Raw genomic sequence first — 25,039 nt, forward strand, 5'->3', positions numbered from 1 at the left:
CGGGGGACAATGCCAGGATGCGGCTGGTGCTCACGGCGGACACCCACCTACCGAAGCGGGCCCGGGACCTGCCCGGGCCTCTCTGGGCGGCCATCGAGGAAGCGGACGTGGTGATCCATGCCGGCGACTGGGTGGATGAGGCGCTGCTCGACGCGATGACCCTGCGCTCGCGCCGTCTGATCGGGGTGTACGGCAACAACGATGGTCCGGCGCTGCGCGCCCGGCTGCCGGAGGTGGCCCGGGTGGAACTCGACGGCCTGCGGGTCGCGGTCGTGCACGAGACCGGGCCGCGAACCGGCCGCGAAAAGCGGTGCGCGGCCCGTTTCCCCGACGTCGACCTGCTGGTTTTCGGGCACTCGCACATTCCCTGGGACACCGAGGCCCCCGGTGGGCTGCGCCTGCTCAACCCCGGCTCGCCCACCGACCGTCGCTCCCAACCCCACGCGACCTACCTGACCGCAGAAATTCGCGCCGGCCGTCTCACCCAGGTAGAGCTGCACCGCCTACCCCGCCCCTGACCCGCCCCGTCGTCCCGAGCGGGAGAGGGTTACTGGCCTCGGCCTGTTTTTGCTTGGAGTTCGTCGATGCGCTTGGAGGCCTCGGCCTTGGTCAGGTCGGGCGGTAGCTCCGCGTGGGCTTCCCGAGCCAGGGTGCTCAGATAGGACTCCTGAGCTGCGGTCGGCGGCTCGTCACCGGTGACCCACTCGTCCGGGTCCTTGATCGCCGCGCTCTGGTCGGCCTGTTCGTTGCCTCGGTCGGTCATCGTCATCATCCTTTCTTCGAACAGGTGTGCCATTACCCTGATTTCGGCTCCTTCATGCCTGCCCGCTCGCCGCCACCTGAGATCACTCGCCGCCACCTAAAATCGCCGGATGAGCGTGGACCGGTCGGGTGTGGTGGTGGTCGGGGCGGGCATCGCAGGGGTGGCTTGCGCGGTGGAGTTGACCCTGGCCGGGGTGCCAGTTCAGGTCCGCGAGCGGGGGCATGTCTGCGGCGGCCGGATGGCCAGCAAACGCTTCGAGGGCCGGCCCGCGGACATCGGTGCCGCGTACTTCACCGCCACCGACCCCGACTTCGTCGCCGTGGTCGAGCGGTGGCGCGCCGCCGGCCTGGTCCGCGAATGGACCGACACCTTCCAGGCGTACGACCAGAGCGGGCAGCACGACGTGCCCGGGCCGATGCGTTTCGCCGCCCCGAGAGGGCTGCGCTCGCTGGTCGAGAACCTGGCCGACGCGGTGCCGGTGACCGTCGACCGGCTGGTGCTCAGCGTGGAGCGCGGGCCGACCGTGGACGGCGAGTCGTGCGCGGCGGTTGCCCTGGCCATGCCAGGCCCACAGGCCGCCCTGTTGCTCGACCCGGCCCTGACCGACGCCACCCAGGTCGTACAGGCGCAGCACTGGTCGCCGTCACTGGCCGCGGTGCTGCGCTTCCCGACGCGGCGCTGGCCGGACTTCCGTGGTGCGTTCGTCAACGATCATCCGGTTCTCAACCTCGTCTGCGACGACGGCGACCGGCGCGGAGACGGCGCGCCGGTGCTCGTCGCGCACACCGCGCCGGAGTTCGCCGCCCGACACCTGGCCCAGCCCAGCGCGGCCGGCCCGGCGGTCGAGCAGGCCGTCCGGGACCTGCTGGGCTTGCCGGAGCAGGCCGTCGATGTGCACGTGCACCGCTGGACGTACGCGAAGCCGACCGGCAACTCCGCTGGTGCCAGCCACCACCTGGATGCCGACGGGATCGGCCTGGCCGGCGACGCGTTCGGCAAGCCCCGGGTGCAGAGCGCCTGGCGCTCCGGCCGGGACCTGGGTCGCGCTATCGCCGCCCGGCTGGCCTGACCGCCACTTCCCGACACCCGGCCCCTGGGTGTTGACGCGCCCGGAACGATGCCGGCCGACATTCACGTCCCATCGGAATCGGGACCTGCGGCCTCGGCCCGCGCCTGGAACGCCACCCAGGATCCGCGTCTGCCCGCCTCGACCCGGGCCCGCATCCGGCCGGCGGCGGACGCCTGCGTATCGATCCAGGCCACCGCGACCTGCGACTTGTCACAAACGATCGGCGCGGATCGACGTTCTTGTGAAAAGCCACTTCGGGAGGGAGTTCACGAGATGCGTATCGTCGTCTTCGGCGCGAACGGGGGCACGGGTCGTCGCCTGGTACAGCAGGCGCTGGACGCCGGCCATGACGTACGGGCGGTCACTCGGCAGCCGGACTCGTTCCCGGTCAAGGGCCCCGGCTTGGAGGTGGTGGACGCCGATGCGACGGTGGATGCCCCCGTGGACGGTGCCGACGTGGTGTTGTCGACCCTCGGGGTGCCGTTCACCCGGCACCCGGTGATGGTCTACAGCCGTAGCACCGCGACGGTCCTGGCCGCGATGCGCCGTGCGGGTCTGCGGCGGCTCGTCGTGGTCAGTTCCAGCGCCACCGAGCCGCATCGCCACGCCGAGGGTGGCTTCCTGCTCAACCGTGTCATCCAGCCGTTGGTCACCGCCACGATCGGCAAGTCCACCTACGACGACATGCGCGCCATGGAGAGGATGGTGCGGGACAGCAACCTCGACTGGACGATCGTGCGTCCGTCGGGGCTCTTCGACAGTGACAGCGTCACTCGCTACCGGCTCTCCGAGAATCGCTCCGACGGTGTCTTCACCAGCCGCGCCGACCTGGCCGCCTGTCTGCTCGCCCAAGCCAGCGACAGGGCGTGGGTCGGCCGGACCGTGGCGGTCACCACCGGGGAGGGCACCCCGACACTATTGGCGATGCTGCGCCGGGAAGCGTTCGGGAAATAGGAAGATGGACGACCAGGAGTGGTTCGCCGAGCAGTTGGCGCAGCACCGCCCCCGGCTGCGGGCCGTCGCCTATCGGCTGCTGGGGTCGTCGATCGAGGTCGACGACGCGCTGCAGGAGACGTGGCTGCGCACCACGCGCGCCGATCCGGCTGCGATCACCAACCCGGCCGCGTGGCTGACCACGCTGGTCGGCCGGGTGTGCATCGACATGCTGCGGGCCCGGCAGGCACGCCGCGAGCAGTTGAGCGCGACCTGGGAGCCGCTCGTCAGCGAGTACGGTGATCCGGAGGAAGCCAGCCTGCACACCGACGCGGTCGGCATCGCGTTGCTTGTGGTGCTGGACAGCCTCGAGCCCGCCGAGCGGCTCGCGGTGGTGCTGCACGACATGTTCGGTATGCCGTTCGAAGAGGTGGCCGTCGTCGTGGGACGCACACCGGCGGCCACCAGGCAACTGGCCAGCCGCGCCCGGCGGCGACTGCGCGAGAGTGCCCCGCAGCCCCGTGCCGGTCTGCCCGCCCAGCGACGTGTCGTCGACGCGTTTCTGGCCGCTGCCCGCGCCGGTGACTTCGACGCCCTGCTGACCCTGCTGGCCCCCGACGTCGTGTTCCGCTCCGACCACGGACGCCGTGCGCGGCTCGCACCCGCCCTGCTCACCGGCGCTGGTGCCGTGGCCGCACGCGCTGCCGACGCCGGGCCACGGTTCGCACGCCTCTGCGTTCCCGCGTTGGTCAACGGGGTCGCTGGCGTCGTCGCCCGCGACCGGAGCGGCAAACTCATCGCCGTCGTGGGGTTCACCGTGTACGACGAGCGCATCGCCGCCATCGACATGATCCTCGACCCGGACAAGCTTCCCTTATGAGACCGACCCTAGGCGTGCCCGGCCGCGGCGACCGGGCGGGAGCCGGTGTCACGTTCGGCCGGGTCGGAGGTCCGCTCGCCTTCGGCGTCCAGCAGTTGCATGACCGGAGTCGCCGTGATGCCGTGCACCACCACGGAGACGAGCACCACCAGCCCGGTGGTGGCCCAGAGCAGTTCGGCCTGCGGGAAGTCGGCCTTCGTGGTGGCGTACGCGAGGTAGTAGAACGAGCCGACGCCGCGGATGCCGAACAACGAGATGACCCAGTGCTCGGCCGGCCGTCCCGGCGCGCCGCGCAGTGACAACCAGCCGACCAGCGGCCGGATCACGAACACCAGCGCCAGCCCGACGGCAGCCGCCGGCCAGGTCAGTGGGACCAGCAGGCCACCCACGATCGCGCCGCCGAGCAGCAGCAGCAGCACCAGGGTGAGCAGCCGTTCGACCTGCTCGGCGAAGTCGTGCAGCACCGAATGGAACTCGTGGGTCCGCTCGGCGGCCCGGATCGCCCGAGCGGCCACGAACACCGCCAGGAAGCCGTACCCGCCGACCACCTCCACCAGCCCGTACGCCAGGAACGTGGCGGCCAGCGCCAGGAAACCCTCGGCGTGCCGGGCCAGCCGCAACTCGCTGGGCGCACGGAAGAACAACTTGCCGAGCAGCCAGCCGATGAGCAGGCCACCCCCGACGCCGACGCCCACCTTCCAGAGCACGTCCACGGTGAACCACTCGGCGAACCAGTCGCGCGGGGCGAGGCTGGTCGACGCGATGGCGATGGCGGCGTAGACGAACGGGAACGCCAGGCCGTCGTTGAGGCCGGCTTCGGAGGTCAACGCGAAGCGGACCTCGTCCTCGGAATCCTCCACGTCCGTCGGCTCGCCGACCTGCACGTCGGCGGCGAGCACCGGATCGGTCGGGGCCAGCGCGGCGCCCAACAACAGTGCGGCGGCCGGCACCAGCCCCGCCCACCACCAGCCGAGCAGCGCCACCGCCGCGATGCACAGTGGCATCGCGATCGCCAGCAGGCGCCAGGTGGACGACCACCGCCGCCAACTTAACGGACGGTCGATCTTGAGACCGGCACCCATCAGCGCGACGATCACCCCGACCTCGGTGAGGTGGGTGATCAGGTCCGGGTGGGCCAGCGGGTCCGGGGTCGGCAGCCCGACCGGCAGCAGGAACACCAGCATGCCGAGGGCGAGGAAGGCGATCGGCATCGACAGTGGGCGCCGCTCCAGCACCCGCGGTAGGACGCCCGCGAGCAGAGCGCCCAGGCCCACCAGCGCGAATGCCACGTCTACCGGCTCCACGGCACCACCCTTCCGCCGCACCCGCGAGGCGCGGGGCAGGTGGTGACAGACCATGCCCCGGAGGGCCTCCGGCTATGCGCGTACGGGCCGGCGAACCGGAGTGAGGCTCACCTCGGTCGGGTGAGCGGCGAGTCTGCCAGTTCGCCCAGCAGCGCGGCGGGGTCGTCGTACACCGCCACCGCGCCGGCGCCGGCGAGTTCGCCGCGGCTGGTGCCGCCGCAGGTCAGCCCCACACACGGGATGCTCAACGCGCCGGCCGCGACGACGTCCCACACCGAGTCGCCGACGAAGACCACCCGCTCGGCGGTCAACCCGGACTGTGTCAGCGCGGCGACCAGGATGTCCGGCGCCGGCTTGCTCTGCTGGGCGTCCGCCGAGGAGGTGACGGTGTCGATCACGTCATCGGCGGCCAGCGCCCGACGCAGCGCGCCGAGTTCGGCTTCCGAGGCGGAGGTGGCGAGCACCACCCGCAGCCCTCGCTCGGCGCAGGCGCGCAGCAGGTCCGCCGCCCGGGGCAGCGGCGTGAGGCGTTCCCAGTACTCGGCGTACAGGGTGTCGTGCGCGTCGCGCAGCTTCTCGTCGGCGTCCCGGTCCCGCTCAGGGCCCAGCAGATGGTCCAGGAGCTTGTCCGAACCCATCCCGATCGATCGGTGCACCGTCGCCATCGGCACCGGCTGGTCGGTCTGGCGCAGCGCCTCCCACCAACTCACGGTGTGGAGGTAGGTGGTGTCGACCAGGGTGCCGTCGACGTCGAAGAGGACTCCGTTGGGCTGGTCGGTACGCATGGGCGTCCTCCTACCCGTCGGGCGTCTCAGGGATGCGCGGTCGGCGGCGTCAGAATCTCGAACCAGACCGTGGAGCCGCGGACCGACGGGTCGGTGCCCCAGGCGTCACTGAGCTCCTCGATCAGGCCCAGGCCCCGCCCACGACTGCTCAACGTGTCGGTGCGGGTCCGGGTCACGGTGCCCCGGGTGCCGGAATCGGCCACCGAGACCAGCAGCCGCTCGGGGCTGAGGTCGATCTCCACGCGGGCGGCCGTGCCGGCGTGCAGCAACGCGTTGGTGGTCAACTCGCTGGTGCAGAGCACCGCGGCCCCGATCACCGATTCCGGCACCCGCCACTCGGTGAGCTGGCCGGTCATCCAGTGCCGAACCCGGCTGGGCGCGGTCGGCTCGGCAGGCACCTCCATGCTCGCGGAACGACTCGGCTTGAGCGCATGCTCCACCGCCAGCACGGCCACGTCGTCCTCCGTGCTGCCCGGTACCGCCGCGGTGGCCACCGCGCAGAGCGCGCGAGGGTCGCCGCTGCCGGCCTTGGCGACGGCGTCGCCGAGGGTGGCCAGCCCGGTGGTGAGGCTCTGCCGCCGGCGCTCCACCACCCCGTCGCTGAACAGCAGCAGGGTGTCTCCGGGGCGGAACGCGACCGTGACGGTGCTCGGCCGGCCGCCGAGACCCAGCGGGGGACCAGCCGGCACGTCGACGTACTCGGCGTGCGAGCGGCCCGCCGGGTCGCTGCGGCGGATCAGCGGCGCGGGGTGGCCGGCGCTCGCCAGGGTCAACTCCCGCCGCCCCGCGTCGATCACCCCGAACACCACGGTGACGAAGAGCTCGTGTGTGCCGGCCTCCGCGCCCAGGCTGGTCACCAGGCGGTCCAACCCCGCCAGCACCGCGTCGGGCGCCGGGTCGGCGAGGGCCAGCGCACGCAGGGCGGCCCGGACCTGCCCCATCCGCGCGGCGGCCTGCACGTCGTGGCCGGCGACGTCGCCCAGCACCACGCCGAGCGCGCCGCTGGGCAGCAGAAACGCGTCGTAGAAGTCACCGCCGGCGGCGTTGCCGTCCACCCCCGGGTCATAGCGGGCCGCGACCCGCAACCGAGGCAGGTCCGGCAGGTGCTCCGGCAACATGCTGCGTTGCAACAGCTGGGCGGTGCCGTGCTGGGTCTCGAACCGGCGGGCCCGTTCGGCGGCCTGGCCGATCAACTCGGCCGAGGCGGCCAGCAGCGCCCGCTCGGCGGGCGACCAGGTGTGCGGCACCTGGTAACCGACCGCCAGCCCGCCGCGGACCACCGAGGTGCCCAGGGGCAGAGCCGCCATCGAGCGGATCTTCTGGTCGTGGCGGTCCACCGCGATCTCCCACAGCGGTTGCCCGTCGCGGATGAACGACGGGCCGCCGGAGCGTGCCGCCTGCACCACCGGGGCCGTCCAGCCCGCCGGGGCACGTCGCCAGAGCGGGGGAAGGCGCTCGTCTGCCTCGTCCAGCAACTCGCCGCGGACCCGGCGCACCATGCGCCAGCCGCCGCCGCCCTCGTCGACCGCGAACGAGACCTGGTCGGGGTCGAACGTGGTGATCGCCCACCGCAGGGTCACCCGGGCCACGTCGTCGAGGGTGAGCGTGCCGGCGAGCGCCGCGGCCACCTCGCTGAGGCTCTGCAACTGCTCGGTGACATGGGTGGTCTCGGCCGCGACCATCAACGTGCCGACGATCTGCCCGGCACTGTCGCGCACCGGCGAGTAGCCCCGGGTGAAGACCGCCTGCTCCACCGTCGCGGAGTGCCCACGCACCAACGGCAGGGTGGATTCCCTCTCCAGGAACGGCACGCCCTGCCGGTAGGTGCGCTCGAACACCTGGCCGACACCGGGCAGCGCCCAGATCTCGGCGAACACCTCGGCGGCCGGGCGGCCGAGGGCGCTCGGGTGTTTGGCGCCCAGCAACTCGGCGTAGCCGGCGTTGTAGAGCAGAACGAGGTCGTCGCCGTACGCCAGGGCCATCGGCATCGGTGAGGCGAGGATCAGGTCGACGACCGCCCGGATCGCCACGTCCCAGCTCTCGGGCGGGCCCAGCGGGGTGCCGGCCCAGTCGTGGGCGAGCACGTCAGCGGCCGCCCCGGGCCCGGCGGATGCCTCCGGGGCCGGAGTTGCTGGCGTGGGGACTCGCCCGACCGTTCCTGGCATGTTCGCAGCCTAGTCGGCTGACCGGAAAAGGCATCCGATCATAGCGGCGGGCCGTCGCTTTCACCATCGAGGTGGCCGTTCGGGCAGTTCAGGGCCGCTGCCCGGCGGCCTGCCGCAAAAAACTCGGCGCGTTGCGCGGACTGCCAGACCGGTAGCCGGGTATGCGCCCGGCGCAGTCCATGCGACAGGAGGGACATCATGCTGAAAACCCTCGCGGTCCGGCAGGCCGACATCGGCGATGCCATCGCCGACACCTGGAGGTCGGTGCTGCTCTTCATCCCGAAGGCAGTGGCCTTCATCGTCATCCTCGTGGTCGGCTGGCTCATCGCCAGAGCCGTCCTGAAGGTCGTGGATGCGGTGCTAGAACGGGTGCACTTCGACCAAGCGGTCGAACGCGGCGGTATCAAACGGGCCCTGGAGAGAACGAAGTACGACGCCTCCGACATTCTGGCCAGACTGGCGTACTACGCCGTACTGCTGTTCACGCTGCAGTTCGCGTTCGGAGTCTGGGGGCCCAACGCGATCAGTGACCTGATCAGCGGCGTGGTGTCCTGGCTGCCGCGTGCGTTCATCGCGATCGTCATCGTGGTGGTGGCGGCCGCGATCGCCAACGCCGCCCGGGATCTGGTCACCGGGGCGCTGGGAGGACTCTCGTACGGCAAGGTCCTGGCCGACCTGACGGCGATCTTCATCATCGCGCTCGGCGTGATCGCCGCGCTGAACCAGGTGGGTATCGCCACCACGGTGACGACCCCGGTGTTGATCGCGGTGCTCGCCACGGTGGGCGGCATCCTGGTCGTCGGTGTCGGTGGCGGTCTCGTGAAGCCGATGCAGAAACGCTGGGACGGCTGGCTGGAGCGGGCGGCTCGGGAAGCCCGGGCGGTGCAGCAGCAGCGTCAGGCCAACGTGGCCGGGCGGAGCGACGTGGAGCGGCAGATGGCCGACCGCGGGGGCGATCGTACCCAGGCCATGCCTCGGGTGGAGGAGGAAGCCCCGCAATACCGCTCGTAGCATGGCAAAAGGCACGGAGGGTGGGGAGGGTGTTCCGCGGACGACGCGGGGTGCCCTCCCCGTCCCCGTCAGGCCGGATCGAGCGAGCGGGCCAGCGCGCAGACCGCGAGCAGCCGGGTGAGCAGCCAATCCGGCTCGCTCCAGTCCACCGAACCGTCCGGCGGCGCCCACCCGTGCTCCAGGGCAGCGGCGCGGACCCCCTCGGCGTAGCCGGCGAGGGCCGCGGCGGTCAGCGGCTGGCGGTCACCATCGAGGCTGTCCCGCACGGCGGCCGCATGCTGGTCGACGAGGGCCAGCAGCCCTGGTCGCGCGGCGGCGGCGGCGAGCCCGACGGTGCCCACGGAGACGGTGAGGGCGGCCAGGGTGGACCGCGCCGAGTCGACGGCGGTACGGGAGGCGACCCGGTTGAACGGCACACGCATGGTGACCGAGGTTAACCGACGCGTCACCGGGTCGACCTCGGCCGGCCGGCGGGTGTCGCCTGCGCCACCTGGACGCCAGGTGCTGGCCGCGGGGGTTGATCCGGCACAGACGGGGCACCAGGAGAACCACGCGCAGAGGGCGGCACACGGTACGGAGGCACGCCATGGGACAACAGCCGGACGGACCGGACGAGCAGCACCGGCGCCCGCCGGCAGTGAGCGACGCGACGGTCGCCGCGCTCGGCAAGCTCAGCGAGGCACTGGAGTGCGTGGAGCGGGCCCGGGGGCATCTGTACTCGTTGCACCAGTTGATCGGCCACGCCGACCTCATGCTCGACGACGCGGTGGAGCAGTTCCGGGCCGCCGGACATCCGCACCTCGCCGACCGGATCGACACGGAACTGCTGGGCCGGAATGTCATCGCCGGCCGGTGGACGTTCCAGATCGTCGAGGACTTCGACGACGGCTACCACGCGCTGTTCCGGGAGCTGGACCAGCAGGCCCGCGACGAGCTGGTGGGCGGGCGACGCCACCTCTACGAGGCGGAGATGAAGGAACGCCGCCGCAGTCGGGGCCGACCAGGTCACGAGGCCCGGCCGGCCAGCGGAGGTTAGTCGCTTGTCGCGTCGGCCGGGCGTCGCCGCGCCGCGTCGTCAGCGATGATCACGGTGGCCACCATCAGCGCGACGCAGAGGCTGAACAGCCACGACTCGTCGGCGACGAGCTTGGCGGACAAGGGCGCCTGCAGCGCGGCGAGCAGAAAGCCGAGCCAGGCGAGCCGGCGCTGACGCGTCGAGAGGATTCCGGAGCCTTGAGACATCCCGAAATTCTTACGCGAATCAACCGGCTTGCCGTCCTCCGATCGGCCGATTCTGGACGAGCTGTCCGCTTTCTCGACCGTCCGGACACGATTTCTTTCCGCCGTGGGCGATCGGACACCTACGGCGCTAGGGTGCGCCTGCGGCAGGATGGTGTCCCGTGTCCACCACGCCCGCGCGCCCCCGCGCCTCGTTGCTCCTGCTGGCCTACCTCGCGTTCGTCAGCCTCGGCCTGCCCGATGGTCTGCTCGGGGTTGCCTGGCCCTCGATCCGGGGCGACTTCGGTGTGCCGACGGAGGCGGTCGGTCTGGTGCTCACCGCGGGCACCGTCGGTTATCTCACTTCCAGTGTGCTGGCCGGGTTCACGTTGGCCCGGGTCGGCGTCGGTGCGCTGCTCGCCGGCAGCACCCTGCTGGCCAGCCTGGCGCTGACCGGCTATTCCCTGAGCCCGGCGCTGGGCGTGCTGGTGGCGTGTGCGCTGCTGCTCGGGCTCGGCTCCGGCGCGGTGGACTCCGGGCTGAACGCGTACGCCGCAGGGGCCTTCGGGCCGCGCCACATGAACTGGTTGCACGCCTTCTTCGGCCTGGGCGTGGCGATCGGGCCGCTGATCATGACCGGGGCGCTGAGCGCCGGGCTGGCCTGGCGGTGGGGCTACGGAATCGTGGCCGTCGCGCAGCTCGTGCTCGCCACCGCGTTCGCGCTCACCGTGCGCGCCTGGCAACGCGACAGCCCGGCCAGAACCGAAGCGGGCACCGCCACGGCCAGAACCGAAGCGGGCGCTGCCGTGGGGACGGCACCCGCCGACGCGGGCACCGAAAGGTCACCGGCCGTCCGAGTTCCGATCCGGGCGACGCTGCTGCTGCCGGCGGTCTGGTCGGGGACCCTCGCCTTCGTGCTGTACGTCGCCATCGAGGTGTCCGCCGGCCTGTGGGCGTTCCTGCTGCTGACCGAGGGGCGTGGCGTGAGCGCGGCGGTGGCCGGCGGCTGCGTCTCCGCGTACTGGGGCAGCCTGTTCGTCGGCCGGGTGGTGCAGGGTGTGGTGGCCGAGCGCCTGGGGGCCGGGCTGGTGCTGCGCGTCAGCCTGGTCGGAATGGCCGTGGGCGCGGCGCTGATCGCCGTTCCCGGGCCGGCCGCGCTGGCGGTGCTCGGCCTGGTCGTGGTCGGCTTCGCCGCCGCGCCGGTGTTCCCGCTGCTCACCCTCACCACCGCCGAACGAGTCGGCGCGGCGCACGCGGACCGGGCCATCGGGTTGCAGATCGGTGCCGCCGGCATCGGCGCGGCGCTCGTCCCCGCCGGGCTCGGCGTGCTGATCGCCAACACGTCGGTGCAGGTGCTGGGCTCGGCCCTGGTGGTGCTCGCGCTGGCGCTGATCGTGCTGCACGAGTGGGGGGCACGCCGATCGACCGGTCGACCCGCCGCGGAGCTGGTCGCGCCACCGGTGCCGGCTCAGCCCGGCGGGGAGGATCAGACGTCCGGCCCGGTCCGGCCGGTGGTGGACGGGCGGTAGGCACGCTCGGGGTCGGTGGCCTCCCGGCTGTTCGCCCCGTTGTCCGCCGCTTCCGGACCGTGCCCGAATGCGGCCTCCTCGCCTGCGTCGTTGCCGGTCACGTCGTCGGCCTGCCCGTCGAGGCTGGAGCCCGACACCGCGCGCTCCAGCTCTTCCAACGGAAGCCGTTCCTCGTCTCGCCACACCCTGTCGTCGGTCATGCCATCAGCCGTACCCGGGCGCGATGATCGCAAACGGCGCCGTGCGACAAGGCCCAGCCACAGCGATGGCCGCCGGAATTCCGGCGGCCATCACGCGCTGTTCGCGTACGGGATCACGGTTGCGGACGGTCCACCGATCCGCGCCAGGCGCCGGTCTCATGACCGCGTCGCTCGATGTAGGTCTTGAACCGCTCCAGGTCGCCCTTGGCACGTCGGTCGACGATGCCGAGCTTGTCACCGGCCTGCTCGACGACCCCGTGCGGCTCGAACTCGAGCTGCAGGGTGATCCGGGTCTTGTCCGGGTCGAGCCGGTGGAACGTCACCACACCGGCCTGCTGGGTGCCGTCGGTCGAGCGCCAGGCGACCCGCTCGTCGGGAAGCTGCTCGGTGATCTCGGCGTCGAACTCGCGCTTCACCCCGGCGATGTCCACCGTCCAGTGGGTCATCGTGTCGGAAAGCTGCCGGACCTCCTGCACACCCTCCATGAACTCGGGGAACTGCTCGAACTGCGTCCACTGGTCGTACGCGGTGCGGACGGGTACGGAAACTTCGACGTGTTCGGTAACGCCACTCATGAGAGAACCTCCTTCAGCCGCTGGTGGTCATCGAATCGGGGGGCGATTCCTCTCACCAGCGAGTCGTCTCGTTCTTGTTGCCGAGCGCGGCCCACACCTCGGAAACCGTCTGGTAGACGGTGCCCTCGGGCAGTCGTTCCAGCGCCGCCACGATGTCGTCGGGCGCCTCGTTCTCGCGGGCGCTGGCGATGAGCACCATGCGGTCGCCCGGCAGCGCGCTCATCGAGATGAACCGGCCGAGCCGGCTGCGCTGCTCGACGTCGACGGAACTCATCCCCTTCGGGGCACCGGTGCGCGTCTCGCCGGCCGGCGCGGTGGTCACCTCCGGCTGGTCCTCGCCAGCCGGTTCCGGCACCCGCGCCTCGTCGATCCGAGAGCCGCCGGTCCCCGGCCCCTGCACGAGGCCGCTGACCTCCTGACTCATCTGTTCGTCGATCCTGGGTCCGTGCTTGCTGTTGCCACGCTCCATGCCTTCTGCGCTACCCGGCCCCGTGCCCGGTAAACCGGCACCGGGCCACGAACCGGCCCTCGGCCCGGCCCCGGACCGGACATCCGACCCCGAACGGGCGTCAGTCGTCGGCGGGCTTGCGTGGCGGCAGCACCGGCTCCTCCGGGTCGGGGTCACCGGCCTGCAACTGCCGTCCACGCTGCACCTCGGCGTTGATCTGCACCCCCAGCATCAGCGCCGAGTTGGACAGGTAGAGCCAGACGAGGAACGCGATGGCCGCACCGAGGCTGCCGTAGGTCGTCTTGTACGAGGCGAAGGTGGCCACGTAGAAGCCGAAGGCGAAGGAGACCGCCGCCCAGGAGAGCAGGGCCACCGCGCCGCCGGGGGTGAGCCAGCGGAAGCGGGGCTGGCGCACGTTCGGGGCGATCCAGAACAGCAGGGACAGCAACGCCATCATGATCATGGCGAGTACCGGCCACTTCGCCACGCTCCACACCGTGCGAGCCAGGCCCCCCGCGTTGATCAGGTCGCCGACCGCGTCGGTGACCGGGCCACTGACGATCAGACCGAGGGCGACCACCGCGAGCAGCACCAACGTGATCGCGGCCAGGCCGATCTGCAACGGCCGCAGCTTCCAGACCGGCCGGCCCTCGCTCACCCCGTACACGGCGTTGGAGGCCCGGGTGAACGCCCCGATGAAGCCCGACGCGGACCACAGCGCGCCGAGCAGGCCGAAGCTCAGCAGCAACTCGGGGTTGCTCTGCTCGAGCACCACGGACCGGATCACCCCGACCACGCCGTCCTTGTCGGTCAGCACCGACCCGGCACCCACCTGGTTGGCCAGGTCGACGACGGTGTCGACGGTCTGCTCGCCGCTGGAGACCAGACCGACCAGGGCCACCACCACGATGGCGGACGGAAAGAGCGCCAGGACCCCGTAGTAGGTCAGCGCGGCGGCCCAGTCGGAGCAGTTGTCGTCGACGAAGTTCCGCACGCTGCGGACCAGCACCCCGCGCCAGGTCCGCCAGCTCAGCTGCCGCATCCGCCGGGGAACACGCGTGTCCTGTGCGCCGTCGCGCGTCGTACCGGGCTCCGTGGTCGTCATGCCCGCTCCCTGCGCCCCGGCCACCGGATGACCGGTCGTCCGGTCGGGCCTGGCCCGCCGGTACCCGGATCACGAAATCGACAAACTCGCCCTGCCCCGCGCGGGTACCGCGTATGGTTTGCCGCCGCGTCACAGGGGAACGGTCGGGGTGACCCTGTCGACACGGAGGAGGACGAGATGCCCGGGCGCGAGGACCTGCCCAGCACGCTGCGACGCTCCCCGGATAAGGCGCAGCGCACCTGGGAGAAGACACACGACTCGGCGGTCGAGACCTACGGTGAGGGGGAGCGGTCACACCGCACCGCCTTCGCCGCGGTAAAGCACCAGTTCGAGAAGGTGGGCGACCACTGGGAGCCGAAGGGCCGCAAGGGCCCGAGCGACCAGCAGGCCGCCGGTGGCGGGCCGGAACGGCGCGCTCCCACCGCCGCTGGAGTGGACGCCAACGCCACCAAGGACCACCTCATGTCGGTGGCCCGCAAACTCGACGTACCCGGCCGGTCCAGCATGACCAAGCCGGACCTGGTCAAGGCGATCGAGAAGGCCAACGACCGGGCCACCCGCAAGGCTCGCGGGGACTGACCAGCACCGCGCCGGAACACACCGACGCGGTACGGGCGGACGCGCGACACCTGCGTCCGCCCGTACCGTTCACCAGTGCCCGCCGCCCGGCGCCTCGATGTGCACCGCCTTTGTGGCCGTGAACTCGTCCAGCAGTTCCGGGCCGTACCCGAAGCCCTGCCCACTGGCCCCGCGCGGGTGCGCGGCACCGCCCGGCGCGCCCCCGAACACCGCGTTGACCTTGACGGTGCCGACCGGCAGCTCCCGCCAGGCCCGCTGCGCGTGAGTCATCGACGCGGTCAACACGGTGGCGGCCAGCCCGTACGGGGAGTCCGCGGCGCAGCGCAGAGCCTCGTCGAACGAGTCGACCACCACCACCGGCGCGACCGGCCCGAACGTCTCCTCCCGCACCAGCGGCATGTCGTGCCGGCAGTCGGTGACCACCGTGGCCGGGTAGAACGCTCCCGGGCCGTCCGGGACCTCACCGCCGAGGCGGACCTGGGCGCCGGCCGCCACCGCCGCCGCCACCTGCCCGTGCACGTGGTCCCGGTGCCGCCGGTCGACCAGCGGGCCCAGCTCGGTGCCGGGGTCCCGGCCCGGCCCGACCCGCAGCGCCCCGGCACGCCGCACCAGGGCGGCGACGAAGTCCTCGGCCACCGTCCGGTGCACGTAGATCCGCTCCACCGCCACGCAGATCTGCCCAGCGTTGGCGAACGCACCGAGCGCGGCCTGACCGGCCGCCCACTCCGGGTCGACGCCCGCGTCGACGATCAACGGGTCACTGCCGCCGTTCTCCAGGAGCACCTTCGCGCCGGTGCGGGCCGCGGCGGCGGCGATCGCCCGCCCGGTCGCGGTGGACCCCACGTGCGCCACGACGTCGACCTCCTGGGCCGCCAGCGCCGCACCGACCTCGGGGCCGCCGGTGAGCAGCGACAACACGCCGGCCGGCAACGCCTGATCCAGGGCCCTCGCCAGCAGCCAGCCCGTCGCCGGCGTCCGTTCGCTCGGCTTGTAGAGCACCACGTTGCCGGTGACCAGGGCAGCGCCGAGCAGCCCGCAGGAGACCGCCACCGGGTCGTTCCAGGGCGTGATCGCGGCCACCACACCGCGCGGCTGCGGGGTCAGGAAGTCCAGTGCGTCCGCTTCGCCGTTCAGTGTCCGCCCGCCGCGTAACGGGGCCAGCTCCGCGTACTGTCGCAGGGTGCCGATACCTGCCTCGACGCCGCCGCGGGCGTCCGCCAACGGCTTGCCCATCTCGGCGGTGACGGCCTCCGACAACTCCTCGATGACCGCTTCCACCGCGTCCGCGGCCCGGTGTAGCGCCCCGGCCCGCTCGGCGGGCGCGGTCGCCGCCCACTGGGCCGCCGCATTGCGTGCCGCCTGGGTCGCCTTGCCGACCTCGTCGGCCGTGGCCACCGGCACCGTGCTGACCGGCGAGTCGTCCGCCGGATCACGCACGACCAGTTCGCCACCGTCGCCGCCCGCGCCCCACACTCCGCCCACCAGTTGCGCAACCGTGTACATGCGGTGCTGGATGCCCCGACCTCGGCGCGGCAAACGCGTTTCGCCCGGTTGCGCGCCGGGTAGGCGGATCGGATGACAACCACCTCCGCGCAGAGCGTGGACGCCGTCATCGTCGGGGCCGGTCACAACGGTCTGGTGGCGGCCAACCTGCTGGCCGACGCCGGCTGGGAGGTGGCGGTGCTGGAGGCGACCGCGGTGCCCGGCGGCGCGGTCCGCTCCGCCGAGGTCACCGCGCCCGGCTACCTGAGCGACCTCTACAGCTCGTTCTACCCCCTGGGGTACGCCTCACCGGTGCTGGGCAGCCTCGACCTGGGTCGGCACGGATTGTCCTGGCGGCACGCGCCGGACGTGCTGGCGCACCTGCTGCCCGACGGCCGGTCCGCGGTGATCAACCGGGACCCGGATGTCACAGCCGCCTCACTGGAGCAGTTCGCCCCCGGTGACGGCAAGCGCTGGCTCAACGCGTACTCCGACTGGCTCGAGGTGGCCGAGCCGATGCTGGAGGCCATCACCTCGCCGTTCCCACCGGTACGCGGCGGGCTGGGTCTGCTGCGTCGGCTACGCGTGGCCGGCGCGCTGCGACTGGCGCGGCGCCTGGTGGTGCCGGTCCGCAAACTCGGCGACGAACTCTTCGACGGCGCCGGCGGGCCAGCTCTGCTGGCCGGCTGTGCCCTGCACACCGACCTGTCCCCCGAGGAGGCCGGCTCCGGCGTGTACGGGTGGTTGCTGGCCATGCTCGGCCAGCAGGTCGGCTGGCCGGTGCCCGACGGCGGCGCGCAGCAGATCACCAACGCGCTGGTGGCGCGGTTGCAGCAGCGCGGCGGAGCGATCCTCTACGGCGCCCGCGTCGACCGGGTGCTCACCGCCCGGGGCCGGGCGATGGGGGTACGCACGGAGGGCGGCGCGCTGTGGCGAGCCCGCCGGGCCGTGCTCGCCGACGTGCCGGCGCCAGCGCTGTACCTCGACCTGGTCGGTGCGGCGGCGCTGCCGTCGAGGCTGGTGGAGGACCTGGCGCACTTCCGGTGGGACGGTTCGACGCTGAAGGTGGACTGGGCGCTCTCCGCGCCGGTGCCATGGACGAACCGGGAGCTGGTCGGCGCGGGCACCGTGCACCTCGGCGCGGACCTGAACGGGCTCACCCACTACGCGGGTGAGCTGGCCCGTGGCGAGCTGCCCCGTGACCCGTTCCTGCTGGTCGGGCAGATGTCCGTGGCCGATCCGAGCCACTCCCCGCCGGGGACCGAGTCGCTCTGGTCGTACACCCACCTGCCGTTCCGCCGCACCTGGCGGGCCGAGGACATCGCCGGGCACGTGCAGCGGATGGAGGACGTGCTGGAGGCGGCGGCACCGGGTTTCCGGCAACTGATCGTCGGCCGACACGTGGCCGGGCCGGCCGACCTGGAGAAGGGCAACCCGAGCCTCGTCGGCGGGGCTCTGGGCGGCGGAACCGCCGCCGCGTACCAGCAGCTTTTCCTGCGCCCGATCCCTGGCCTGGGCCGGGCGGACACCCCGGTGGACCGGCTCTTCCTGGCCAGCTCCTCGGCGCACCCCGGCGGTGGGGTACACGGCGCACCCGGCGCGAACGCCGCCCGCGCGGCGTTGGCCCGCGACCGCGCGCTGACCGGCCGCGCCTACGCCGCAACCATCGCAACAGCCCACCGCGCCCTCTACCCCAACTAACCCACCCCCCACCCCCCTACCCCCCACCGCCCCGGGTCCGGCCTCCCACCCCACCTCGCCCGTTGATCATGAGGTTATTGCGACGACACGCCGATGCGAGTGGCAATAACCTCATGATCAACCGGCGAGGGCGGGCCAGGGCCGGACCGGGGGCCGGGTGGGTGGGTGGGGGTTAGTTGGGGTAGACGGGGGTTAGCGGGTGATGTTGCGGTGCTTGCTTCGCAGGCGGAAGGGCATCAGGGCGCTCTCCACCTTGGTCGCGGTGGTCATCTTCGAGATGCCGTCGCGCCGCTCCTCGAAACGGATCGGCACCTCCAGGATGGTGTGCCCCAGCTTGGTGGCGAGGTAGTGCATCTCCACCTGGAAGCTGTAGCCGTTGGACTGCACCCGGTTCAGATCGATGTCGCGCAGCGCATCGGCCTTCCAGATCTTGAAGCCGGCGGTCAGGTCCCGGATGCGCACCCGCAGCAGGGTGTGCACGTAGAGGTTCGCCCAGCCACTGAGGGCCCGACGGTACAGCGGCCAGTTCTCGTCGAGCTCTCCGCCAGGCACGTAGCGGGAACCGATCACCACGCTGGCCTGGGTGGAGACCAGCGCGCCCAGCATCCCCGGCAGCGCCTCCGGCGGGTGCGACAGATCGGCGTCCATCTGCGCCACATACTCGGCGCCGCCCTCGATCGCCCGGGTCATACCGTCGACGTACGCCCGACCGAGGCCCTCCTTGCCGGCGCGGTGCACGACCTCGATCCGGTCCGGATGCTCAATGGCCAGCTTGTCGGCCACATCGCCGGTGCCGTCGGGAGAGTTGTCGTCGGCGACGAGGATGCGCAGGCCGGGCAGCGGCAGGGCCAGCAGCCGCTCCACCAGCGTGGGCAGGTTGCCCGCCTCGTTGTAGGTGGGCACGACAACGGTCAGGCGTGCGTCCCGCCACGGCGACGGCAGCTGCACAGGCTTGATCATGCGGACATCCTCGGTTTGCGGAAAGGGCTCCCGGAAAGGGTATCCAGTTGTCAGGTCCGGGTTGAAGAGGCACCCCGTCCGGGCGTTGCGTGATGGCGGGCACCGAGTAGTCGTCCGGGCATCGATGCGCTGGTCGGGGCGTACGTGCCAGCGCCAGCGGCGGCGATCAACGTCTGCGGCTGGCCACGGCGGTGAGGGCGAGCGCCACAGCGGCGAGCGCGACACCGGACAGCGTCGGCTTGTGGGTGCCGACCCAGAGCGCCGCCGACCGGTTACGCGCCTGTTCATGGAACACGCCCGCCGTGCCCCGGTCTGTGTCCTCATCGACGGGCTGGTCGAGATTGTCCCGCCAGGTGGTCGGATCGATCTCGTCTCCGGTCTGCTGGCTCTCGTACCCGTCGCGGGCCAGCTTCCGGTCGAGCAGGCCGGGGAACAGGATGTCGGCCAGTCGGGCCTTCCACGTCGGGCCGCCCACGTTCAGCTCCCTGGTGCCGCGGTCGGCGGCCCACACGATCGCCCGGGCGGCCAGCTCCGGCGTGAAGATCGGCGGGACCGGCTGCGGATGCCGGGGCAGCCGGGTGCGGACCCAGGAGAACTGTGGTGTGTTCACCGCCGGCAACTGCACCATCGACAGCTTCACCGCCGGGCAGTCGTGCAGCAACTCGGCGCGGAGCGAGTCGTTGAACCCCTGCACGGCGTGCTTGCTCGCGCAGTACGCCGACTGCAGCGGAATCCCCCGGTAGGCCAACGCGGAGCCGACCTGCACGATCGTGCCCCGCCGGTGCGCCCGCATGTGCCGCAGCGCCGCCAGGGTGCCGTGCACGGTGCCGAGGTAGGTCACCTCGGTGACCCGCCGGAACTCGCGTGCCGGGATCTCCCAGGCCGGCGCGAAGACCGACGCCATGGCGTTGTTGACCCACACGTCGATGCGGCCCCAGCGGTGCACCGCGTCGTCGGCGGCCTGCTGCACCGCACCCGCGTCGGCCACGTCGACCCGGTACACGCGCACGTCGGCGGCGCCGCGCTGCCGGCACTCCCGCTCGGCGGCGGCCAGGCCGGCGTCTCCCCGGGCCAGCAGCGCCAGCCGGGCGCCCCGCGCCGCGTACGCGTGCGCGACCGCGCGTCCAACGCCAGCGCTCGCGCCCGTCACCACCACGGTCTGCGTCACTGCGGCCCCTTCTGCCGGGTGGCGAAGTCGGCGAGCCGGTCCAGGGTCTCCCGGTTACGCAGGTGCAGCACCAGATCGTTGACCTTGTTGCGGACCCAGCGCAGCGGGCCGGCCGCGAAATCCTCCCCGATGCGTACCCGGGTGGCGCCCCCGTCGACCGGCTGCAGCGTGAACGCCACGATCGCCTCGCCGGCCGGCCAGAGACCCGCCTTCAGCACGAGCCGGTGCGGCGGCTCGCAGACCAGCACGGTCGAGGCGTCCTGCAACGAGAACGGCCACGGCCCGGCCTTGTGGTGCAGTTGGCTGCCCACTCGGGGCCAGGTGTCGTCCACGTCCCGCACGTGTGTCGTACCCACCACCCAGTCGCTGTACGACCACCCGTCAGCGAGCACGTCGAACACCTGCTGCGGGGGAGCTTGGATCACTTTCTCCACAATCGCCACTGGGCTTCCATACCCACACCACGACACGGGTAACGGTTTGCGGGTTAGCTTCTCCCGCGCGGCGGGTAAGGCCGGTCCGGGCACCGCCGGCGCGCTGGCCCACCGCCTCGGTGACGACGTTTACTCCTCGGGGCGCAGGGAACCCGCCGGCTGTGCGACAGGACCAGGAGGATCCGTATCAGCGCAGGTCAGCCCGGTGGTACGCCGCTGCTGACCGCGCCGGCTCCGGGTCCGTCGGGAGTCCCCGAGGCGTCCTGTACGACGCGGTGTTGCTGGATCGCGACGGCACCCTGATCGAGGACGTGCCGTACAACGGCGACCCGGAGAAGGTGCGGCCGGTGCCGGGAGCGCGGGCGGCGCTGGACCGGTTGCGGGCGGCCGGGCTGCGGCTGGCGGTCGTGACGAACCAGTCGGGCCTGGCCCGCGGTTACTTCACCGGCGAACAGATGAGGGCGGTGCACGCCCGCGTCGAGGAGTTGCTGGGCCGGTTCGACGCGTGGTTGATCTGCCCGCACGACGACGCGGACGGCTGTGACTGCCGCAAGCCGGCGCCCGGCCTGGTGCACGCCGCCGCCCGGGAGTTGGGCACGACCGCGTCCAGGTGCGTGCTGGTGGGTGACATCGGCCGCGACGTTGCCGCCGCGTTGGCCGCGGGTGCCGCCGGGGTGCTGGTGCCGACCCCGGTGACCCGGCCGGAGGAGGTCGCCGCCGCCGGATGGGTGGCCAGCGACCTGCCGGCGGCGGTGGACGAGATCCTGCGCCGCCAACAGGCCGTGCGGCCCGCCACCCCGCCCGATGATCCGGTGCGGACAGCGCTGGTGGTCAGGTCGGATTCGGCGGGGGACGTGCTGGTCACCGGGCCGGCGATCCGCGCCGTCGCGGCCGGAGCGCAGCGGGTGGTGCTGTTGTGTGGGCCGCGTGGCCGTGCCGCCGCCGACCTGCTGCCCGGCGTCGACGAGATCATCGAGTATCCGCTGCCGTGGATCGACCCCACGCCGGCCCCGGTCGACCCGGAAGTCATGTGGGGCCTGACCGCACGCCTCAGCGCGGTCGGCGCGGACCAGGCGGTGGTGTTCACCTCGTTCCACCAGTCCGCCCTGCCCCTGGCGTTGCTGCTGCGAATGGCGGGGATCGGCCGAATCGCGGCGATCAGCGACGACTACCCGGGCTCGCTGCTGGACATCCGGCACCGGGTGCCGGTGGGCGTTCCCGAACCCGAACGTGCCCTCTCCCTCGCCGCCGCCGCGGGCCACCGACTGCCCGACGGCGACGAACCCGTTCTCCGGCTGCGCCGCGACGCCATGGCATCGCGTCCAGCCGATCTCGGTGACCCGGGGTACGTGGTGCTGCACCCCGGCTCGGCCGCGTCGAGCCGGGCCTGCCCGCCCGACCTGGCGGCCCGGATCGCCGGGGCGCTGACCGCTGCCGGGCACCGGGTGCTGGTCACCGGCAGCGCCGACGAGCGTGGGGTCACCGCCCAGGTCGCGGCGGCCGGCGGCACCGACCTGGGTGGCCGAACCGACCTGGCCGGGCTGGCCGCGATCGTGGCGGACGCCGGCGCGGTCGTGGTCGGCAACACCGGGCCCGCGCACCTGGCCGCCGCGTCGGGCGTGCCGGTGGTGAGTCTCTTCGCGCCGACCGTTCCGTTCGGCCAGTGGGGGCCCTACCGGGTGCCCACCGTCCGGCTCGGCGACGCCGCCACGCCCTGCCGGGACACCCGCGCAGCCAGCTGCCCGGTCTCCGGGCACCCCTGCCTCAGCGGCATCGACCCGGACGAGGTGGTCGACGCGCTGCGGACGCTCGCCGTGAGCGGTGGTGGTGGCGGCCGATGAACATCCTGCTCTGGCACGTGCACGGCTCCTGGACCACGTCGTTCGTGCACGGCAGCCACCGCTACCTGATCCCCACCACACCCGACCGTGGCCCCTACGGCCTCGGCCGGGCCCGCACCTACCCCTGGCCGGAGAGCGCGGTCGAGGTCAGCCCGGAGGACCTGCCGGGGACCGACGTCGACCTGGTCATCGTGCAACGCCCCGAGGAGATCGACCGGGCCGAGGCGTGGCTGCGTCGCCGGCCCGGCCGCGACGTCCCCGCCATCTACGTCGAACACAACACACCCAAGGGCGACGTGCCCAACACGCGTCACCCGATGGCCGACCGTGACGACCTGCTCATCGCCCACGTCACCGGGTTCAACCAGATCTTCTGGGACACCGGCACCTCCCGCACCACAGTGGTCGACCACGGCATCGTCGCACCCTCCGCGTCCTACACCGGCGAGCTCGACCGGCTCGCCGTGGTGATCAACGAGCCGGTACGACGAGGCCGGGTCACCGGCACCGACCTGCTGCCCCGGTTCGCCGAGATCGCGCCGCTGGACGTGTTCGGCATGGGCGTCGCCGGCCTGGCCGACCATCTCGGGCTGCCCGCCGACCGGCTCACCAGCCACGACGACGTACCCCAGGACCGGATGCACGCCGAGTTGGCCCGGCGGCGTGCGTACCTGCATCTGTGCCGGTGGACCTCGCTCGGGCTCAGTCTCATCGAGGCGATGGCGATCGGTATGCCGGTCGTCGCGCTCGCCACCACCGAGGCGGTGATGGCGGTGCCGCCGGAGGCGGGGGCCCTCGCCACCCGAACCGACACCCTGCTCGACGCCGCCCGCCGGTTCATCGCCGAACCGGCGACCGCGCGCCAGGCCGGCGCGGCGGCGCGAACCGCCGCGCGCGACAGGTACGGCCTCGACCGTTTCCTCGCTGACTGGGACCGGCTGCTGGAGGAGGAAGTATGCGGATCGCGATGATCTCGGAGCACGCCAGCCCGCTCGCCGTCCTCGGAGGGGAGGACGCCGGCGGCCAGAACACGCACGTCGCGGAGCTGTCCGCCGCGCTCGCCGCCGCTGGGCACGAGGTGCGGGTCTACACCCGCCGGGACGCGCTCGACCTGCCGGTGACCGTCCGCAGCCCGGACGGGTACGACGTGGTGCATGTGCCGGCCGGCCCGGCCGAGCCGGTGGCGAAGGACGCGCTGTTGCCGCACATGCGGGAGTTCAGTCGGTGGTTGATCGAGCGGTGGCGGGGCGGGGACTGGGTGCCCGAGGTGATCCACGCGCATTTCTGGATGAGTGGTCTGGCGGCGCTGACGGCCGGCCGGCAGACCGGGGTGCCGGTGGTGCAGACGTATCACGCGCTGGGCACGGTGAAGCGTCGCTACCAGGGCGTGCAGGACACCAGCCCGGCTCGGCGGGTGTCCTACGAGCGGGAGTTGGGCCGCTCGGTGGACCGGATCGTCGCGCAGTGCCGCGACGAGGTGGGCGAGCTGGTCCGGATGGGTGTGCCGCGGTCCCGGATGACCGTCGTGCCGTCCGGAGTGAACCTCGCCACGTTCGCCCCGCTCGGGCCGGCCGCTGACCGCGAACCGGGTCGGGCCCGGATCCTGACCGTGGGCCGGCTGGTCGAACGCAAGGGCTTCCAGACCGTGATCCGCGCGATGGAGCTGGTCCCGGACGCCGAGTGCGTGGTGGTCGGCGGCCCACCCGAGGGGCTGCTGGAGACCGACCCGTACGCCCGGCGGCTGCGGGCTCTCGCGGAGTCGTGCGGGGTCGCCGACCGGGTGCACCTGGTCGGCGCGGTACCCCGCGAGGAGATGGGCCGCTGGTACCGCTCGGCGGACCTGCTGGTCGCCGCGCCCTGGTACGAACCGTTCGGGTTGACCCCGCTGGAGGCGATGGCCTGCGGGGTGCCGGTGGTCGGCACCGCAGTCGGCGGCATCCGGGACACCGTGGTCGACGGGACGACCGGTGACCTGGTGCCGGCACGGGACCCGCACGCGCTGGCCACCGCCATCCAGGGGCTGCTCGACGACCGGATCAGGCGCTTCGCGTACGCCGCGGCGGCGCGCGAGCGGGCCCGGGCGCGGTACTCGTGGGCGGCCACCGCGGAGCGGCTGGTCGAGGTCTACAGCGAGGTGGCTGCCGTGCGCCGGCCGGCCCGGGTGGTGGCCTGATGCCGGCGGGCAGTCTGCTCGACACCCACCTGACGAATCTCGCCGCCGCGCTGGTGCCGTACCGGGGGTGTGAGTCGCAGCTGGCGCGCTGGGGTGCGGATCTGGCCCGCCGGCTGGCCGCCGGGGGTCGCCTGCTGGTCGCCGGCAACGGTGGCAGCGCCGCCGAGGCCCAGCATCTCACCGCCGAGTTGGTCGGCAAGCTTCACGACGACCGTCAGCCGCTGTCGGCGATCGCGCTGCACGCCGAGACGAGCGCGCTCACCGCCATCGCCAACGACTACGGCTACACCGAGGTCTACGCCCGACAGGTGCGCGCACACGGTCGCCCCGGCGACGTTCTGCTGCTGCTCAGCACCAGCGGTACCAGCCCCAATCTGGTCAGCGCCGCGCAGGCCGCCCGCGACGTCGGCGTGACGACGTGGGCGCTCACCGGCGCCGCCCCCAATCCCCTCGCCGACGCCTGCGACGACGTGCTGGCCGTCGCGTCCCCGGACACCCAGGTCGTCCAGGAGCTGCACCTGGTGACCAGTCACCTGCTCTGCGAGTACCTCGAACAAGAGCTGGCCGCGCCCAGCGACCCGGCGGTTCGCCACCGCGTGCCGGAGGAGCCCACGCCCGCTGGTCAGCTCCCGTCCGGGCCGGTGCGCGCCGGGGTCGAAGTGGTGCTCGACGGTGGGACCGGACAGCAGGTCGACGCGTGACGACGGGGAGGCAAG

Annotated in this window: 27 protein-coding genes; 13 read left to right on the forward strand and 14 right to left on the reverse strand. The window is 72.5% G+C overall.

The genetic code is table 11. The annotated features are described in order from the left end of the window. Positions 1–17 precede the first annotated feature (17 nt). Positions 18–518: a metallophosphoesterase family protein gene (locus JOD64_RS24615; RefSeq protein ID WP_204944401.1), complete on the forward strand. Its 501-nt coding sequence runs from the start codon at positions 18–20 to the stop codon at positions 516–518. A gap of 29 nt (positions 519–547) precedes the next feature. Here the strand turns inward: JOD64_RS24615 and JOD64_RS24620 are convergent, their stop codons facing one another. Then, on the reverse strand, positions 548–763 hold the full coding sequence (locus tag JOD64_RS24620) for a DUF3072 domain-containing protein (protein WP_363724002.1): 216 nt from the start codon (positions 761–763) through the stop codon (positions 548–550). A 109-nt stretch (positions 764–872) separates the two neighbouring features. Between JOD64_RS24620 and JOD64_RS24625 the strand changes: the two genes are divergently transcribed. The 3 genes from JOD64_RS24625 to JOD64_RS24635 all read left to right on the forward strand — a co-directional run bounded on the left by JOD64_RS24625 (position 873) and on the right by JOD64_RS24635 (position 3,645). Next, the gene (locus tag JOD64_RS24625; RefSeq protein WP_204944402.1) at positions 873–1,832 is read left to right on the forward strand and encodes an NAD(P)/FAD-dependent oxidoreductase; all 960 of its coding nucleotides are present in this window, start codon (positions 873–875) and stop codon (positions 1,830–1,832) included. Between the two features lie 273 nt (positions 1,833–2,105). Beyond that, on the forward strand, positions 2,106–2,786 hold the full coding sequence (locus tag JOD64_RS24630) for an NAD(P)-dependent oxidoreductase (protein WP_204944403.1): 681 nt from the start codon (positions 2,106–2,108) through the stop codon (positions 2,784–2,786). Positions 2,787–2,790: 4 nt separating this feature from the next. Beyond that, positions 2,791–3,645 (forward strand): sigma-70 family RNA polymerase sigma factor, encoded by an 855-nt coding sequence (locus JOD64_RS24635; RefSeq protein ID WP_204944404.1) that lies wholly within the window; start codon positions 2,791–2,793, stop codon positions 3,643–3,645. Between the two features lie 8 nt (positions 3,646–3,653). Here JOD64_RS24635 and JOD64_RS24640 read toward each other — a convergent pair whose 3' ends face one another. From JOD64_RS24640 to JOD64_RS24650, 3 genes are all read right to left on the reverse strand, one after another. Then, a complete protein-coding gene (locus JOD64_RS24640) occupies positions 3,654–4,949 on the reverse strand; it encodes a cation:proton antiporter domain-containing protein (RefSeq protein WP_204944405.1) in 1,296 nt (431 codons plus the stop codon). A gap of 107 nt (positions 4,950–5,056) precedes the next feature. Next, the gene (locus JOD64_RS24645) at positions 5,057–5,734 is read right to left on the reverse strand and encodes an HAD family hydrolase (protein WP_204944406.1); all 678 of its coding nucleotides are present in this window, start codon (positions 5,732–5,734) and stop codon (positions 5,057–5,059) included. A gap of 26 nt (positions 5,735–5,760) precedes the next feature. Further along, positions 5,761–7,899 carry an ATP-binding SpoIIE family protein phosphatase gene (locus JOD64_RS24650; RefSeq protein WP_204944407.1) on the reverse strand — a complete coding sequence of 713 codons (2,139 nt, stop codon included), beginning with the start codon at positions 7,897–7,899 and terminating at the stop codon, positions 5,761–5,763. 198 nt (positions 7,900–8,097) lie between these two features. Between JOD64_RS24650 and JOD64_RS24655 the strand changes: the two genes are divergently transcribed. After that, positions 8,098–8,910: a mechanosensitive ion channel family protein gene (locus tag JOD64_RS24655; protein WP_204944408.1), complete on the forward strand. Its 813-nt coding sequence runs from the start codon at positions 8,098–8,100 to the stop codon at positions 8,908–8,910. 68 nt (positions 8,911–8,978) lie between these two features. Here JOD64_RS24655 and JOD64_RS24660 read toward each other — a convergent pair whose 3' ends face one another. Beyond that, positions 8,979–9,332, reverse strand: a complete 354-nt coding sequence (locus JOD64_RS24660; protein ID WP_204944409.1) for a DUF6401 family natural product biosynthesis protein — start codon at positions 9,330–9,332, stop codon at positions 8,979–8,981. Between the two features lie 164 nt (positions 9,333–9,496). Here JOD64_RS24660 and JOD64_RS24665 point away from each other — a divergent pair, with 164 nt between their 5' ends. After that, positions 9,497–9,946, forward strand: coding sequence for a hypothetical protein (locus tag JOD64_RS24665; protein ID WP_204944410.1), 450 nt, complete (start codon positions 9,497–9,499; stop codon positions 9,944–9,946). Here JOD64_RS24665 and JOD64_RS24670 read toward each other — a convergent pair. Then, entirely contained in the window at positions 9,943–10,152 is a 210-nt protein-coding gene (locus tag JOD64_RS24670; protein ID WP_204944411.1) for a hypothetical protein, read from the reverse strand. The two genes, JOD64_RS24665 and JOD64_RS24670, sit on opposite strands and share 4 nt — an antisense overlap. A gap of 158 nt (positions 10,153–10,310) precedes the next feature. On the opposite strand from JOD64_RS24670, the gene JOD64_RS24675 reads away from it, so the two are divergent. Beyond that, the gene (locus JOD64_RS24675; protein WP_204944412.1) at positions 10,311–11,657 is read left to right on the forward strand and encodes an MFS transporter; all 1,347 of its coding nucleotides are present in this window, start codon (positions 10,311–10,313) and stop codon (positions 11,655–11,657) included. Here the strand turns inward: JOD64_RS24675 and JOD64_RS24680 are convergent. From JOD64_RS24680 to JOD64_RS24695, 4 genes are all read right to left on the reverse strand, one after another. Beyond that, positions 11,615–11,857, reverse strand: coding sequence for a hypothetical protein (locus JOD64_RS24680; protein WP_204944413.1), 243 nt, complete (start codon positions 11,855–11,857; stop codon positions 11,615–11,617). The genes JOD64_RS24675 and JOD64_RS24680 overlap by 43 nt on opposite strands. 113 nt (positions 11,858–11,970) lie before the next feature. Continuing rightward, positions 11,971–12,432: an SRPBCC family protein gene (locus JOD64_RS24685; RefSeq protein WP_204944414.1), complete on the reverse strand. Its 462-nt coding sequence runs from the start codon at positions 12,430–12,432 to the stop codon at positions 11,971–11,973. Between the two features lie 52 nt (positions 12,433–12,484). After that, a complete protein-coding gene (locus tag JOD64_RS24690; RefSeq protein ID WP_204944415.1) occupies positions 12,485–12,901 on the reverse strand; it encodes a DUF2795 domain-containing protein in 417 nt (138 codons plus the stop codon). A 100-nt stretch (positions 12,902–13,001) separates the two neighbouring features. Next, positions 13,002–13,985 (reverse strand): YihY/virulence factor BrkB family protein, encoded by a 984-nt coding sequence (locus JOD64_RS24695; protein ID WP_204944416.1) that lies wholly within the window; start codon positions 13,983–13,985, stop codon positions 13,002–13,004. Positions 13,986–14,162: 177 nt separating this feature from the next. Here JOD64_RS24695 and JOD64_RS24700 point away from each other — a divergent pair, with 177 nt between their 5' ends. Beyond that, positions 14,163–14,564, forward strand: coding sequence for a ChaB family protein (locus JOD64_RS24700; protein ID WP_204944417.1), 402 nt, complete (start codon positions 14,163–14,165; stop codon positions 14,562–14,564). 69 nt (positions 14,565–14,633) lie between these two features. Here the strand turns inward: JOD64_RS24700 and JOD64_RS24705 are convergent, their stop codons facing one another. Then, positions 14,634–16,067 carry an aldehyde dehydrogenase family protein gene (locus JOD64_RS24705; protein ID WP_204944418.1) on the reverse strand — a complete coding sequence of 478 codons (1,434 nt, stop codon included), beginning with the start codon at positions 16,065–16,067 and terminating at the stop codon, positions 14,634–14,636. 72 nt (positions 16,068–16,139) lie between these two features. Here JOD64_RS24705 and JOD64_RS24710 point away from each other — a divergent pair, with 72 nt between their 5' ends. Further along, entirely contained in the window at positions 16,140–17,747 is a 1,608-nt protein-coding gene (locus tag JOD64_RS24710) for a phytoene desaturase family protein (RefSeq protein ID WP_204944419.1), read from the forward strand. A gap of 192 nt (positions 17,748–17,939) precedes the next feature. Here JOD64_RS24710 and JOD64_RS24715 read toward each other — a convergent pair whose 3' ends face one another. The 3 genes from JOD64_RS24715 to JOD64_RS24725 all read right to left on the reverse strand — a co-directional run bounded on the left by JOD64_RS24715 (position 17,940) and on the right by JOD64_RS24725 (position 20,300). Beyond that, positions 17,940–18,707: a polyprenol monophosphomannose synthase gene (locus JOD64_RS24715; RefSeq protein ID WP_204944420.1), complete on the reverse strand. Its 768-nt coding sequence runs from the start codon at positions 18,705–18,707 to the stop codon at positions 17,940–17,942. Between the two features lie 166 nt (positions 18,708–18,873). Then, the gene (locus tag JOD64_RS24720) at positions 18,874–19,875 is read right to left on the reverse strand and encodes an SDR family oxidoreductase (protein ID WP_204944421.1); all 1,002 of its coding nucleotides are present in this window, start codon (positions 19,873–19,875) and stop codon (positions 18,874–18,876) included. Beyond that, positions 19,872–20,300: an SRPBCC family protein gene (locus JOD64_RS24725; protein WP_307813614.1), complete on the reverse strand. Its 429-nt coding sequence runs from the start codon at positions 20,298–20,300 to the stop codon at positions 19,872–19,874. The genes JOD64_RS24720 and JOD64_RS24725 overlap by 4 nt, the downstream gene beginning before the upstream one ends. Positions 20,301–20,470: 170 nt before the next feature. Here JOD64_RS24725 and JOD64_RS24730 point away from each other — a divergent pair, with 170 nt between their 5' ends. Genes JOD64_RS24730 through JOD64_RS24745 form a run of 4 tightly spaced genes read left to right on the forward strand, consistent with a single transcriptional unit; the run spans position 20,471 to position 25,024 of the window. Next, positions 20,471–22,150, forward strand: coding sequence for an HAD-IIIA family hydrolase (locus JOD64_RS24730; protein WP_204944423.1), 1,680 nt, complete (start codon positions 20,471–20,473; stop codon positions 22,148–22,150). After that, a complete protein-coding gene (locus tag JOD64_RS24735; RefSeq protein ID WP_204944424.1) occupies positions 22,147–23,121 on the forward strand; it encodes a glycosyltransferase in 975 nt (324 codons plus the stop codon). The genes JOD64_RS24730 and JOD64_RS24735 overlap by 4 nt, the downstream gene beginning before the upstream one ends. Next, positions 23,106–24,323 (forward strand): glycosyltransferase, encoded by a 1,218-nt coding sequence (locus JOD64_RS24740; protein WP_204944425.1) that lies wholly within the window; start codon positions 23,106–23,108, stop codon positions 24,321–24,323. Before JOD64_RS24735 ends, JOD64_RS24740 begins: the two co-directional genes overlap by 16 nt. Continuing rightward, positions 24,320–25,024, forward strand: a complete 705-nt coding sequence (locus tag JOD64_RS24745; protein WP_204946234.1) for a D-sedoheptulose-7-phosphate isomerase — start codon at positions 24,320–24,322, stop codon at positions 25,022–25,024. Before JOD64_RS24740 ends, JOD64_RS24745 begins: the two co-directional genes overlap by 4 nt. Positions 25,025–25,039: the final 15 nt, after the last annotated feature.

It is taken from the genome of Micromonospora luteifusca, from assembly GCF_016907275.1.
GTDB classification, from domain to species: Bacteria; Actinomycetota; Actinomycetes; order Mycobacteriales; family Micromonosporaceae; genus Micromonospora; species Micromonospora luteifusca.

Bases quoted from the DNA above. Each gene is read 5' to 3' on its own strand.
- JOD64_RS24615 (WP_204944401.1), top strand. From the start codon at position 18: ATGCGGCTGGTGCTCACGGCGGACACCCACCTACCGAAGCGGGCCCGG.
- JOD64_RS24620 (WP_363724002.1), bottom strand. From the start codon at position 763: ATGACCGACCGAGGCAACGAACAGGCCGACCAGAGCGCGGCGATCAAG.
- JOD64_RS24625 (WP_204944402.1), top strand. From the start codon at position 873: ATGAGCGTGGACCGGTCGGGTGTGGTGGTGGTCGGGGCGGGCATCGCA.
- JOD64_RS24630 (WP_204944403.1), top strand. From the start codon at position 2,106: ATGCGTATCGTCGTCTTCGGCGCGAACGGGGGCACGGGTCGTCGCCTG.
- JOD64_RS24635 (WP_204944404.1), top strand. From the start codon at position 2,791: ATGGACGACCAGGAGTGGTTCGCCGAGCAGTTGGCGCAGCACCGCCCC.
- JOD64_RS24645 (WP_204944406.1), bottom strand. From the start codon at position 5,734: ATGCGTACCGACCAGCCCAACGGAGTCCTCTTCGACGTCGACGGCACC.
- JOD64_RS24650 (WP_204944407.1), bottom strand. From the start codon at position 7,899: ATGCCAGGAACGGTCGGGCGAGTCCCCACGCCAGCAACTCCGGCCCCG.
- JOD64_RS24655 (WP_204944408.1), top strand. From the start codon at position 8,098: ATGCTGAAAACCCTCGCGGTCCGGCAGGCCGACATCGGCGATGCCATC.
- JOD64_RS24660 (WP_204944409.1), bottom strand. From the start codon at position 9,332: ATGCGTGTGCCGTTCAACCGGGTCGCCTCCCGTACCGCCGTCGACTCG.
- JOD64_RS24665 (WP_204944410.1), top strand. From the start codon at position 9,497: ATGGGACAACAGCCGGACGGACCGGACGAGCAGCACCGGCGCCCGCCG.
- JOD64_RS24670 (WP_204944411.1), bottom strand. From the start codon at position 10,152: ATGTCTCAAGGCTCCGGAATCCTCTCGACGCGTCAGCGCCGGCTCGCC.
- JOD64_RS24680 (WP_204944413.1), bottom strand. From the start codon at position 11,857: ATGACCGACGACAGGGTGTGGCGAGACGAGGAACGGCTTCCGTTGGAA.
- JOD64_RS24685 (WP_204944414.1), bottom strand. From the start codon at position 12,432: ATGAGTGGCGTTACCGAACACGTCGAAGTTTCCGTACCCGTCCGCACC.
- JOD64_RS24690 (WP_204944415.1), bottom strand. From the start codon at position 12,901: ATGGAGCGTGGCAACAGCAAGCACGGACCCAGGATCGACGAACAGATG.
- JOD64_RS24695 (WP_204944416.1), bottom strand. From the start codon at position 13,985: ATGACGACCACGGAGCCCGGTACGACGCGCGACGGCGCACAGGACACG.
- JOD64_RS24700 (WP_204944417.1), top strand. From the start codon at position 14,163: ATGCCCGGGCGCGAGGACCTGCCCAGCACGCTGCGACGCTCCCCGGAT.
- JOD64_RS24705 (WP_204944418.1), bottom strand. From the start codon at position 16,067: ATGTACACGGTTGCGCAACTGGTGGGCGGAGTGTGGGGCGCGGGCGGC.
- JOD64_RS24710 (WP_204944419.1), top strand. From the start codon at position 16,140: ATGACAACCACCTCCGCGCAGAGCGTGGACGCCGTCATCGTCGGGGCC.
- JOD64_RS24715 (WP_204944420.1), bottom strand. From the start codon at position 18,707: ATGATCAAGCCTGTGCAGCTGCCGTCGCCGTGGCGGGACGCACGCCTG.
- JOD64_RS24735 (WP_204944424.1), top strand. From the start codon at position 22,147: ATGAACATCCTGCTCTGGCACGTGCACGGCTCCTGGACCACGTCGTTC.
- JOD64_RS24740 (WP_204944425.1), top strand. From the start codon at position 23,106: ATGCGGATCGCGATGATCTCGGAGCACGCCAGCCCGCTCGCCGTCCTC.